Consider the following 14,634-nt stretch of genomic DNA (forward strand, 5'->3'; position numbering starts at 1 on the left):
AAGAAGTAGTTAAGGAAGTTGTTAAAGAAGTTCCAGTATATATTGAAAAAGAAGTAGTTAAGGAAGTTGTTAAAGAAGTTCCAGTATATATTGAAAAAGAAGTGGTAAATGAAGTAGTTAAAGAAGTTTATATTAACGAAGATAAAAAAGAACCAACAAAATACTCTAACTTCTATAATCTAACTCCTTCAAAACAACTTGAAGCATTAGCAGTATATTCACAAAAACTTGAAAAAATCGCTTCTTCTTATGATGAAATAATGATTACATCAACTCAAGACAATAATCAAATCAAAAATGAATTAGATTTAGTATCTAAAGCATTAGAATCACTAGATCAAGCATTTAAAGATGATTATTCACAAAAACTATTACTTTTAGTTAAAAAAGCAACTAAAGAATCAAGTGATAAATTAATGGAAAAAATTAAAGTTTCAGAAGAGTTATTCTACTCAGATGAAAATGCAATTTACTATAAGAAAAATAAATTATCACATGAGTTGTCTTTCATTAATTATGAAAACAAACACATAGGATTTGTAGAAGAAAAGAATTATAAATATGGTGTTATTGAAAACTACAGTTTAAATAAATCACATTTCTTAGTATTTAAAAACAACGTAGTACAAAAAGTAGAAAAATCAGATCAAACTTCTGCTTTAACAAGTGGTTGAACAAGAAGATCTATTTGAACAACAATTATTTACTGAATCGCATACATAATTTTATTTGTAGTAGTAATTGTTCTTGCAGTTCAAAGATAATATATAACCTATATTTATTTACTCTAATATTAATAAAAGCAATATAAATATAGTATTAAGCACTTAATTAGTAAGTGCAAAAAGTAAAAATATAAAATAAATATTAATTATTTAAATTATTTGTATTATTAACTAAAATAATGCAATAAAACGAAAGGTAATTATGGCAAAACCAAGTGCGAAAATTGTGTTAGGTGGACTTGCAGCTGCTGCTTTAGTAACATCTGTAGTAACCACTGTAGTAGTTTTTTGAAATAGAAAAAGTAATGAATGAACTTCTGATGAATATGCAAAAGCAAAAGCAGAAGTACAACAATTAATTGATAAAGTTAAAGATCCAAAAGCAAAAAGAGCATTCCAAAATAGATTAAATAAATTAAAAGAATACTCTACTAAAAATGTTGACTTATTAAAACAACTAAAACAAGATGTTACAAAAGCTTTAGCTGATCAAAGAAACAACAGAACTACTGAACAAATTTCTAAAGAAGTTGGAAGTAAAATTAATTCTATTTCTGACAAAACCCCAATTAAAAACATTTTAAAAGATGAATATAAAGCAACTGATACAACAAATAAAGGTGCTTTACTTTCATTAGAAGATAAAGTAGATAAAGTTTTAGAAGCACAAGACTTAATTTCAAAAGTTGAAGATGCTGAAGTTAAAAAACAATTATCAAATGATTTTGCAAACGCAAAAACTATTGAAGAAATTGAAGCAATTATTGAAAAAGCAAAACAAGAAGTAGCTGCTAAACAAAATCAATTAGAGCAAGCTAAAAAAGAAGCACAACAAGTAATTGATTCATTAGATAATGTTGATAAAAAAGCAGATCTAAACAAAGAATTAAGAGAAGCTACAACTGCAGCTGAAGTTGCTAAAATTTTAGAAAAAGCAAAACAAGAAAAAAATAAAGAAGTAAATTCTGATTTAACTTCTGATAAAGCAGAAGCATCTAAATTAAATGATTCAGTTAAAGATCAAAGTAAAAAAGATGAATTTGCTAAACAAATAGCAAATGCTACTTCAAAAGAAGAATTAGATCAAATTAAAGCTAAAATTGAAGAAACAATCAAAGCCGAATCAGGTGATGAAGCTTTAGTTAATGCTAAAAAAGAAGCTTTAAAAGAAAAAGTAGATCAAAACCCTAACCTTTCTGAGGACAAAAAAACAGAATTAAAAACTGCTATCGATAATGCTTCTACTTTAGAAGATACACAAGCAGCTGAAACAACTGTAAATAAAGAAATTGAATCAGCAAATAAAAAAGCTGATTTAGCAAAAGAAATCGAAAAAATTTCCGATCCTGCTAAAAAAGAAGAATTAAAAAATAAATTAAATGAAATCCAAGGATCATCAGATGATTCTAAATTAGCAGAAGTTGAAAAAGAAATTGCTGATCAAATTTCTGATGCAAGAGTAAAAGCAGAAGAAGCAATTTCTAAATTAGATGGTTTATCTGAATCAGAAAAAGAAACCATTTTAAACAATTTAGATAAAGCAAACTCAACCGAAGATTTTGCTAATGTCGCTAACCAAGCAAATAACCGTTTTGAAGAAGAAAAAACAGCAGTTAAAGAATTAGTTGACAAAATTTCCGATCCTGTTAAAAAAGCAGAATTAGAAAAACAATTAGAAGAAGCAAGCAATGTTTTTGATCTTAAAGATGTAGCAACAGAAGCAAAATTAGCTGATAAAAAAGCAGAACTTTTAGCTGAAGTTGAAAATTTAAGTGATGCAACTAAAAAACAAGAATTAAAAGATAAAATCACTAATGCAGATAGTGATGTATCTTTAGCAGCACTTGAAAAAGAAATTGCACTTGAAAAAGAAAAAGAAGCAACAACAAATGATCTGGATAAAGCTAAATTAGATGCACAAGCAGAAATTGACAAAATTCAAGATCCTACATTAAAAGAAGAGTTAACTAAAGAAAAAGATTCAGCTCTTACTACTGAAGATTTAAATACAGTTATTTCTAAAGCAAAAGAAGCTCAAAAATCTGAATTAGAAGAATTAAAAACAGCAACTGAAAACGCAATTAATAAAGTTACCGATCCTTATGAAAAAGAAAAACTTCTTCATGACTTAAATAACGCTTCTAATAAAGAAAATGCAACTGATGAATTACTTGTTATTAAAGAACAAGCAGAAAAACAAGCAAACAACGAATTAACTAAAGCAAAAGAAGCAGCACAAGCTGAAATCAATAAAGTAACCGACGAAGATAAAAAAGCAGAATTAAACAAAGAATTAGAAGCTGCTACAAGTATTGATGCAGTTAATGAAGTAAAAGCAAAAGCACAAGCAGAAGTTGCAAAACAAACTTCTGATTCCAAAGACTTAGCAGCTCACGAAATTAGCAAAGTTAGTGATCCTGCTAAACAAACAGAATTAAACAATGAACTTGCAAATGCTTCTACACCAGAAGAAGTACAAACAGTCGCTAATAAAGCTAAAGAAGCACAAAATGCTGAAATCGAATCAGCAAAAGCAGCAGCAAAAGCTGCAATTGATGCATTAGATCCAACTAAATCACAATCATCCATTGATGCTTTAAACACAGAATTAGCAGCAGCTACTACTTTAGAGCAAGCAAACGCTATTAAAGCAAAAGCAGAACTTGCAAAACAAAAAGAAAGTGTAACTGACCCTGTTGAAGCTTCTAAATTAGATGCACAAGCTGAAATTGCTAAAGTAACTAACAGCGAAACTGCAAAAGAACTTAATGACAAATTAGCAGCAGCAACAACACAAGAGCAAGTACAACAAGTTATTAACGATGCCAAAGCAGAGCAAGCAAAAGAACTTGCAGTAGCAAAAGCACAAGCGAATGCTGAAATTGCTAAAGTAACTAATCCAGAAGTTAAAGAAGCATTAAACAACGAATTAAGTGCTGCTACTTCAACTGCTGAAGTTAATGCAATTATCCAAAGAGCAAAAGAAGCACAACAAAGAGAATTAGCTGCTCTAAAAGCAGAAGCATTAGCAGAAATCAATAAATTGCCACAAAGTGATTTAAAAGATCAACTTAAAGATAATTTAGAAGCTGCTACAACTGCTGAAGCAATTAATGCACTAAAACAAGATGCAATCGATGAATTAACAAGAGCAAAAGCAAAAGCACAAGAAGCAGCATTATACGAAATTAACAAAATTGTAGATCCTACAACAAAAGATGCTCTTAAAAAAGAATTAGAAGCAGCTTCTTCACTAAGTGCAATCAATGATGTAAAACAAAAAGCAATGGATGCAAACGCTTTAGAATTAGCAAAAGCTAAATCAAAAGCACAAGCAGCAATTGATGAATTAGATCCACTTAAATCAAAAGAGTTAATTGACCAATTAACTAAAGATTTAAACTTATCTTTTTCAATTAGTGCAGCAAATGAAGTAGAAGCAAAAGCTAAATTAGCAAAAGCACAAGAAGCAGCTACCGATGAATTAGCAGCTAAAAAATTAGAAGCAGAAGCAGAAATTAATAAATTAGGTGATCAAGCAACTAAAGATGAATTAAATGCTCTAAAAGATGCAGCTGATACTTTAGACAAAATTCAAGAAGTAATTAATAAAGCAAAAGATAAACAATTTGAAGATTTATCTAAAGCAAGAGAAGCAACTTCTTACGAAATAGAAAAACTTACAAACCCAGAAGTTAAAAATGCTTTAAATAACGAATTAAGTGCAGCTAAAAGTCTAGAAGATCTTAATGCTATTAAAGAAAGAGCAAAAGAAGCACAAGCAACTGAATTAGCAAACGCTAAAGAAAGTGCAAAACTTGAAATTGCTAAAGTTAGTGATCCAAAAACTAAAGCTCAATTAACAACACAACTAGAAAATGCAAATAACATTAGTGTTGTTAAAGATATAGAAGCTAAAGCAAAAGAAAATAATCCTTCTACTGAAACAAAAGTTGCTAAAAATGATATAACTTATGAAATTGAAAAAATAAGTGATACTACTGCCAAAGAAAACTTAACTTCTGAATTAGAAAATGCTAAAACTCTAGAAGAAGTACAAAAAGTTAAAGAAAAAGTAGAAGCACAAAAAGCAAAAGAATTAGAAGCAGCTAAAGCAAAAGCAAGAGAAGAAATTGCAAAACTAGATACAACTAATTCTGCTGCTGCTATAACTAACTTAAATAATGAATTAAACTCTGCTAATGATATTAATGCAGTTAATGAAGTTATTGCAAAAGCTAAAGTAGAAAAAGCAAAAGAAAGTGCAGCAACAGATTTAGATAAAGCTAAATTAGATGCAAATGCACAAGCAGACAAACTACTTAATAATGATAAAAAAGAAACTTACAAGCAAGAAATTGCCGCAGCTACAAACGAAAGTGAATTAAATAACGTTAAAGATAGAATTAACGCTGATTTAACTACTGAATTAAATAATTTAAAAGAAGCAGCAAAACAAGAAGTTAAAACAAGCGATATTAACATTTCAATTGCTGAAAAATTTAATGCTGAAATCGATGCAGCAACAACTCCAGCACAAGTACAAGAAATTAGAAATAGATTTAAAGATTACTTTAAAACAGAAGTACAAGATGTTATTAATTCTTTATCTGATTCAAATAAAGAAAAAGCAGCATTAAATCAAGAATTAGCACAAGCAAATGAAATTTATGAGCTTAATTCAATTAAAAATAGAGCACGTGTTTCTAAAGAAAATGAAGTAAATAATGCTAAACCACTTGCTTCTTATGAAATTGAAAAACTAACCAATCCAGAAATTAAAGAAAAATTCAATACTGAATTAAATAATGCAACTACTCTTGCAGAAGTAGAATCTATTAAACAAAGAGCAAAAGAAGCACAAGCAACAGAATTAGCTAACGCTAAAGAAATTGCTAAATTTGAAATTAGTAAAATAACCGATCCAACTACAAAAGCAGCATTAGAAGATGAACTCGCTGCTGCAACTAATGTAGTGCAAGCAAATGAAGTTGCTAATAAAGCAAAAACATCAAAAGAAAAAGAAAATGCATCAACTGCTGAAGATAAAGCAAAAGTTGAAGCAAATGCCCAAGCAGATCAAATTCTTGATGAAACTAAAAAAACAGAGTTTAAAGATAAAATTAATAATGCTACAACTCTTGAAGAAATCAATGCAATTAAAGATGAGATTGCAAATGATTTAACAACTCAATTAAACGAGCAAAAAGATAAAGCAAATGCTTTAAAAGATAAACTTTCAAATCAAGAAATTAAAGATAAATTCACTACTGAAATTAATGGCGCTACCACAAGTGCTCAGTTAGAAGCAATTAAAGATAGAATTACTAAAGCATTAAAAGCAGAAGCACAAGCTGCAGTTAATTCATTAGATAAAGAATCGCAAAAACCTTCTTTAAATCAAAAATTAGCAAGTACTAACTCTCCTGAAGAAATCGTTAAAATTAAAGAATTTGCACAAGCATTACTTGAAGCACATTTATTAACTGATAAACTTCAATCTTCTAATGAAAGAGTAAAATTTGCTAATGAACTTAATGCTATAAATAATGAAGATAAAGAAAAAGTTGAAGAAGTAATCCAAAAAATTAAAGAAGCAATTGCAAAACAAGGTAATGCTGATTCAATTCAATTAGCAAAAGAAAAAGCAAAAAAAGAAATAGCAAAAATTCTTAATGAAAGTGTTAAAGCAAGTTTAAATGGTGAATTAATACATGCTTCATCATTAAGTGATGTTAATGCAATAATTGAAAAAGCTAAACAAAAACAAGAGCAAGAATTAAGTGAACAAAAAACTCAAGCTAACATTAAAGCAAATGATATTAAAGATGATGCACTTAAAGCTGATCTTAAAGCAAAAGTAGATGCTGCTACAAATATTGAAGAATTAAATAAAGTTAAAAAAGCAATAGAAGATCAACTTGCTAAAGAACTTGCAGCAGCAAAACAAGCAGCAGAAGTTGAAATTGCTAAACTAAGCGACGAATCTAAAAAACAAGAATTAAGAACTGAATTAGAAGCAGCAACAACTACTGATGATGCTAATGCAGTTAAAGACAAAGCGCTAAAAGAAAAAGAAAAAGAGCAATACTCTAATGAAGTAGATAGAAAGAAAGTTGATGCTCGTGCTGAAATAGCTAAATTAACTAAACAAGAAAATAAAGATCCTTTAAATACTGAATTAGCTTCTGCTGATACAGTTGAATTAGTACAAGCAGTAATAGATAAAGCGATTGCAAAACAAAAAGAAGAATTAGCTCAAACAAAACAAGAAGTTAAAGCTGAAATTGCAAGAATTTTAAAAGATCCTAAAAAAACTGAACTTTCAAATAAAGTTGATCTTTCTTCAGTTGATACAGTTGATAAAGTAAATGCTATTAAAACAGAAGCACAAGAATACTTAAAAACTAAAAAAGCAGAAGTAACTAAAATGGTTGCTAAACTTGAAGGATTAACTAATAAATCAGATTTTGATACTGAATTAACAAATGCTGATACAGAAACTAAATTAAAAGCATTAGAACAAAAAGTTCAAGACGCAATTCAAACTGAAAAAGATAAATTAACTAACTCAATTAATGATGGAACAATTACTAAACAAAATGTAATAAGTAATTTAATAGATGAAACACATAATGCTAATTCTATTGCAGATCTTAAAGCGATTGAAGCAAAAGTTGCTAAAGAAAAAGAATTGCAAAGAGCAAGAAATGAAGCAATGAAAATTGTTAACAAATTGAGTGATGATAATGCTAAAAAATCAGAACTTACAATTGCAATTAATAATGCAACTGAAGTCTCTACTATTACTTTAGAAAAAAACAAAGCACAAGCATTATTAGATTCTTATAAAACTGATGCAGAAGCAGCAATAAGAAGATTAACTGGTGATGATACACTTGTAAATAAATATAATGGTAAAACAGCAGAAGGTAAAACTGAAGCAGAATATAAACAAGCAACAACCGATGCTCTTGCAGATTTTAGTAGAAAAGCACAAGAAGTTAAAAATCAAATTGATGCACTTGGTTTATCAAATACTCAAAAAACTCATTTCAAAAATGAAATAGATAATGCACATAATGACAATAACTCTGATATTAGTGCATTTACTACAATTAAAGGCACTGCAGATGATTTATTAACAAAAGTTAATGAAGCAAAAACATATGTAAGTAATCTTAAAGCAGCACAAGGTTACAAAGATAAAATTGATGCAGCTTTAAATAATGATGCAGTTAAAGCAATTAGAGATGATGCAATGAGACATCTAAAAGAATCTAGAACTAATGCTACAAATGCTGTTAACACATTAAGAGGATTAAATCAAGATGGTGAAACATATGATACATATAGTGCTAAATTAACTGTTGCTGGAGATAATCAAGATAAACTTGATGCTTTAGGTATTGAAGCAACTGCAAAATTTGTTAATATTAGAGATGCAGTTGAATCATCAATTAATTCCATTAGTAATGCTTCTAAAAGAGAAGAAATTACTAATGAATGAAAAGCGTTAAAAGCAAGTTGAGATACAAATGTTGAGAAGAAAACTGTAACAGAAATTTATAAAATAAGAGATAAAGTTACAAAAGAAAATGCTCGTCAACTTGCAGAAGATGCAATTAATAAATTAGTAGATGGAAATGATAAAACCAATTTAAGTAATACTATTAATAGTTCTACTTCTACTATTGAAGAAATTGAAAAAGCAAAACAAAGTGCAATCAAATCTCTTGATACTTCTTTAAGAGAAGCAAATGAAGCTGTTGCTAAATTAGTAGGTCACAGTGATCATGATACTTTAAATAATAGAATTAATCCAAATAGAGAAAATCAAACAGAATTAATTAAAATAAGAGAAGAAGCAAAAACTAAATTTACTGATAAAGTTACTGAAGTTAGAGCAATTGTTAATAGTTTAACTGGAAGTACAACTGAAAATGCTTCAGACTATAATTCTAAGAAAAAAGAATTAAGTGATCAACTTAATGCTGCAGGCACTGTAACTAAATTAGAAGAAATAAAAACAAAAGCAGAACAAGCAAAAAGAGATGAAACTAATTTAGAAAGTGCTAGAGCACATGCATTAGAAGATGTTAAGAGATTAAAAGATGGTACTATAGAAAAAACTAATATTACTAATGCTATAAATAATGCAACAACTCCGGGAGAAATAAGAGACCAAGAAACAGAAATTGCTAAAATTATCAATGCACAAAAAACAACAACAAATAATACAATTGCAAAATTAGATGGACATCCAGATAAAGCTAGTTTAGAACAAGATGTTATAAATGCAGCAGGTCAACCAGGTGAACAAGAAGCATTGGAGAATGCATTTACTTCTGCTGATAAGAAATTTAATGATTCAAAAAGAGATACACAACTTGAAATTGAAAAACTTGCTTCAAGCAATCTAAAAAGACAAGAGTTAATGACTAGGTTAAATAGTACTGATACAAATACTGTAACTAAATTAAACAAAATTAAAGAAGAAGCAAAAAAACAAAAACAACTTGAAGATGCAAGAAATGCTGCTTTACCAGTTATCGAAAGATTAAAAGATCCTAAAAAATCTGAACTTAAAAATGCTATAAATACTGCAACTGAAGTTTCTGATATTCAAGCTAAAAAAACAGAAGCTAAAGGAATCTTAACTACTGAAAAAGAAAAAGCAAGAAAAGCAATAGAAAAACTAACTGGTGATGATTCACTAAAAGGAACCTTTAATGGACAATCTGCTGATGGTAGAACACAAAAAGAATATGAAACAACAGTAACTGAAGCAACTAATAAATTTAAAGAAAAACAAGCTACAGCTAAAACCACTATTGATGGATTAAGTTATTTAAGTGAAGAAAGAAAAAATCATTTTAAAAATGAAATTACTAATACTTTAGCTAATGAAAATGCTGATATTAGTTCTATTAATACTATTGTAGGTAATGCAAGAGTTGAAAATGATTTAGTAGATAAAAAAACACAAGCTATAAATGTTGCTAATGGATTAAAACCGCAAAATGAAGGCGGCACAAGAGAACAAGTTATAAGAGACATTAAAGAAGCTAGCAAAATTTCTGATGTAACTATATTAAAAGAAAAGGCAGAAAAATTAATTGATAAATCCAAAAAAGCAGCACAAGCTGAAGTTCTTAAACTAAGAGGGTTGGATGAAGGTGGTGATCAAACTTATGATAGATACAATACCAAATTAACAGAAGCTGGTAATAATCAACTAAAACTAGATAGACTTAAAGATGAAGCTGAACATAAATTTAACACTGTAGCAAGTGTTACTGAAGGTAAAATTAATGGATTACCAGATGGTGAAGACAAAAACAATTTACTTAGAAAATGACAAGAAATGTTAAATGGTACTGCTGATGATAAAACAATTACTAAGGTAAAAGAAATTGATGCTGAAGTAACAGCAGTAATTAACAAAATCGACAGAGAAAGAGAACTTCCTTCACTTAAAGAACATATAGATATGTTAATAGATGGAAATGCTATTAAAAATAAAGCCAACAAATTCTATAATAATGCAATTAAACCTAATTCAACTGCAACAGGAAAAGATGTTAGAGATGTTAGAGGTCAAATAACTAATCAATTAGAAATATTAAATAGAGAGGCTCAAACTTATATAACTAATAAATTAACTGGTGATACTAGTGGTACAAAAGAAACTTTAATTAAAGAACTTGAAGGACATGTATTAAGACAACAAGATATTGAAGCTAAAAAAACACAAGCAGATAAAATATTTAATACTAAAAAAGAAGAAGTATTAGTATTTGCTGAAAAATTAAGCGAACAAAACAAACAAAATACTATAGATAAAGTAAAAGGTACTTCTGATGGTTCAGTACAACCAGCAACAAGCATTGAAAGATTAGATCAAATTCTAGCACAAGCAAAAATTTTAAAACAACAAGAAGATCAAACTAAAATAAAACCTACTTATAATGCCGCTCTAGAAGTGGTTAATAAAATAAAAGTTACTCCTGTTTCAGAAAATCAATATTATAATCAAGCTAATGCATTATTCCAAAGACTAGAAAGTGCAAATAGTGAGCAAAATCTAGAAAAACTACAACGTGTTAAAGAAGAAGCAGAAAAAATATGAAATTCTGTAAAAAATGAAATAATTGCTCAAGCTTTAAATATTCAAAATCCTACTACAAGAGAGTCAAGAATTAATAATATTAATAATGCATATGATATTATTGAATTGAAACAACAAATTAATTATGTTAAAAATGATGTAACAAATGAAAACAATCAATATGCTGCTTTAAGACAACCTGCAAGAGATGCAATTGCTAAACTTAATGGAGATGAAGCAGATAAAGATAGATTAACAAAATTATTAGATTCAACTATTGATAGTAACGAAATAGAAAGAATTAAAACTGAAGCAGAAAAAATCTTTAATGATAAATTAACTGCTGTTAGAGCAAAAATTACTAATAAAAATGATTATAGTCAAGATCAAAAAACTGCTAAATATAATGAATTAAATAGTAAAACAGATATTGAAGGAATTATAAATGTTGAAAAAGCTGTTGATTCATATAATCCAACAAACGATCCTTTAACAAACAAAAAACAAATAATTATAGACAGAATGTATACTCAAGGAATAACTCCACCAAGCGGTTCTTCTTCTTCTTCTTCTTCTGTAATATCTTATGCTTTACGTCCACAAGAAATTGAAACTTATATCAATAGAGTTAAAGAAGCTTCAACAATTGAAGATGCTAATGCTATTGAACTTGAATATGCGCTTAATTCAGTATTTGATACAAGAAGACTTACACATCTTAAAAATAAAGTTACAAACGATATTAATGCTAAATTAAGTAGCAATCAAGTTGATAATTGACGTAGTTACTGAAGAACAGATATTTTACCAGCACCAACTATTAATGAACTTGGTAAAAAATATGTTAACTATAGACAAAATAATAATATAGGTAAACCAGGAGATCAATCAAGCGAAGAGTTTAGAAAAGATTTATTAAGAGATTGACATAAATGAGCACAAGAACCAGCTATTGAATGAGCAAAAGGACTTGTTAAACAATCTACTAATATGACAATAGAAAGAAAATACACTGCACTCAATGAATTAAGTCAAGTAACATCATTATTTGACTTCACAGATTGATTGAGTAAAAATCATCCTTATGACAATATTATCCCTAATTCATTACCACAAAATACAACTATTAGATTCTACGATGGACAAAACTATACTGAACTTAAATAGTATTCTAAAACACAGGAATTTCCTGTGTTTTTATATTAAATTTTGTTTAAAATAGAGTCAAAATAGAGTCTAGAAACTAATCAATTTAAGGGCAAATTTTAACTTTTATTTAATATTGTTATTTTTGCTTATTTTAATTAACTTTAACTAAAAATTTATTGCTTTTGTGCTATGATTATTATATATAGAAAAATATGTAAGGAGGAATTTGTGAAGAAAAAATTAGTATTTATTACAGAGAAAGAAAATGAAAATTTTAATGATTTTCTCTTAAAATTTAAAAATGATTCAGTTAGTTATGAAAATGAAAAGTTTTATTTAATAAACGATAATCAAGAAGAAATTTTCTTTGAAAATATTGTTTTGGATTTTAATGATTTTGATGACCAAGATTATCTTTTAGAGATAATAAAAAATGTAATCAACAATACCTTTAAAACAGTTAATGCTTTATTTATTCAAGAAAGTGAAGATGATTATTCATATGTAAATAATAACGATACTTTCGAAGATATTTTTGAAAGAAAAATAGGAATAATGTCATATGAAATAAATGATATTTTTGATTTCTTTACTATTAGTTTTATTTCTGTATTAGAGAAACATAAATTAAGAAATGGTAATAAAAGATTTTGTTTTAATTTTTTAATTAATTTATTAGAATTTTTTGGTTTCTATTTTAAAAATAGTAAAAAAAATAATAAAATTTTTGAAAATCACAAAGATAAAGAAGAAGAAATTTTTTGTTTTGTAACAAGGTTATCAAATAGAACTTATGAAGATTTAATGTTAAATTCAGAAGATGAAGAATTTAAACAAGATAATTATAAAAATCAAATATATAAAAATTGTTTCAATTTCATAAAAGAAAATGACAAAGATATTGATTATAGAGATAGAAAAGAAAAAGTTAAAAAAGAAATAAAAGAATGAATAATAAAAAATACTATTATTTTAATTTAAAAGTAGTATAATATAATAATAAAAATAGAGAGTAGGTAAAAAAATGAGTAGAACTGAAAGAGATACATTAATTAAACAAGCTATAGAAAACTTAAAAAATAAAGACGTTTTTAATTTACCTGAAATTATGGAAAGAAATGAAAAAGGTTCCTGAAAAAGAATGCAAGAATGCATGAAAAACTTATCTAAATTATAATTTATTCATAACTAAAAGAAAAGATCTCCAATATTTAATTATTGGAGATTTTATTATAAAATTGCAAAAAATGTATATCATAATTTAAATAACTTTTGAAAAATATCAAGTAAAAACCTTAAATGAAAAACCTAAAATTCCTAAAACAAGGAACAATCGGTTAGTTTTGGTTTTTAACTGGGAAACAAAAAAGTAAGTAAGAGAAATTTACACAAAATTTCTTATATTTCCAGAATTAAATTAAAAAAGTCTCGAAAAAGAATTAGGATGTATGTAACTTGTATAAGTGTTAATTAATAAAATAAAAAAAACACACATTTCCCCGACAGGAAGAGTGTTTTCGGCTAAAAATAGCAGTTACCTATTGTTTTTATAGTGCCTAGTATAGGTGGAGGGTTGGGTCCAAATCACTTACTTACATTCTATCAGAAAATTTCTTGATTTTTATACAATAGTATAAAATTCTTTCAGATTTTTGATTATTTACCACAAAATTAACAAAAATTGAAATAGGGACGTATATATTATTTTCTATTTCTTTTAATACAAAACTAATTTTTCTTTTCTTATCAAAGTTAAAATTAATAAAAGAATCTCCATTTACTTTGAAAAAAGCATATTTAAACCATTCTAATTTAATCTCTTTAGTTTCTATAAAAAAATTCATAATCATAAAAAATGAAATAAATCTTATAATTAAATATTCAAAATCTACTTTTTTTATTTCTTTCCTACGTTTTGCTATATTATATTGTTCTTGTATCTTATCCAAACCTGTTTCTAAAATTATTTTTAATAAATTTTGAATATTATGATTTTTCAGTTTTAAAAACTTTTCAAAATAGTGCATACCAATTAAGTGTGGTATGTTGTTATATTTAATGATAATATACCTTTCTTTTCCATTGTCTAAAACTTTAAGATATATTTCAATTTCCTTTAAATCATCAATATTATTAATATTTTGCTTTAAAAGATTTGTTTTATATTTTTCACTTTCTACTTTTAGTTGTTCACTTAATTGGTATAAATTACCTTTCATTTTAACCTTAAACAGGGACATAAATTTGGGACACCAAATTTATGTTTTTATTTAAGGAGAAAAATGTCAAAACAATTAAAACCAGAAGAATGAAAATATTGAATTAAAAAATATTTAGCTAATTGTGAGAAAATGAGAAATTTAGATTTATTTTGAACCGAATATTTTCATTTTAGAAAAACAGAACCAACTAATTTTAAAAAAATGTTTTTTAAAGAAAAAGTTAAACTTTATAATTTAGGTATGAATTTAGAATCTCAAACAGGAAAATCACCTAAGAAAAATAAAGGCGTTGGAAGAAAAAGAAAAATCTTAACACCAGAAGAAGAGAAAAAAATTTGGGATAGTATCCCAAGAGAAATTTTAATTAAATCCATAAAAATTTATCAAGATGTTTTACCTAAAGAAGTTTTTGATGAGATTTTTAATC

At 27.0% G+C, this 14,634-nt stretch carries 5 protein-coding genes and 1 pseudogene; 5 read left to right on the forward strand and 1 reads right to left on the reverse strand.

Features of this window, described 5'->3' with window-relative positions; all coding sequences use genetic code 4:
- The 4 genes from ACXX88_RS03220 to ACXX88_RS03235 form a co-directional block, all read left to right on the forward strand.
- On the forward strand, positions 1 to 764 hold a 764-nt coding region (locus tag ACXX88_RS03220), incomplete at its 5' end, for a hypothetical protein (protein ID WP_458559580.1).
- Between the two features lie 163 nt (positions 765 to 927).
- Positions 928 to 12,003, forward strand: a complete 11,076-nt coding sequence (locus tag ACXX88_RS03225) for a hypothetical protein (RefSeq protein ID WP_458559581.1) — start codon at positions 928 to 930, stop codon at positions 12,001 to 12,003.
- A 210-nt stretch (positions 12,004 to 12,213) separates the two neighbouring features.
- Positions 12,214 to 12,966, forward strand: a complete 753-nt coding sequence (locus ACXX88_RS03230) for a type II toxin-antitoxin system death-on-curing family toxin (protein ID WP_458559582.1) — start codon at positions 12,214 to 12,216, stop codon at positions 12,964 to 12,966.
- A gap of 43 nt (positions 12,967 to 13,009) precedes the next feature.
- Positions 13,010 to 13,162 carry a hypothetical protein gene (locus ACXX88_RS03235; protein WP_436358355.1) on the forward strand — a complete coding sequence of 51 codons (153 nt, stop codon included), beginning with the start codon at positions 13,010 to 13,012 and terminating at the stop codon, positions 13,160 to 13,162.
- Positions 13,163 to 13,577: 415 nt separating this feature from the next.
- Here the strand turns inward: ACXX88_RS03235 and ACXX88_RS03240 are convergent, their stop codons facing one another.
- On the reverse strand, positions 13,578 to 14,225 hold the full coding sequence (locus ACXX88_RS03240; protein WP_458559583.1) for a hypothetical protein: 648 nt from the start codon (positions 14,223 to 14,225) through the stop codon (positions 13,578 to 13,580).
- A 42-nt stretch (positions 14,226 to 14,267) separates the two neighbouring features.
- Here ACXX88_RS03240 and ACXX88_RS03245 point away from each other — a divergent pair.
- Positions 14,268 to 14,634: pseudogene (locus ACXX88_RS03245) on the forward strand (hypothetical protein); the annotation flags it as partial.

Source organism: Mycoplasma sp. 5370 (assembly GCF_054343435.1).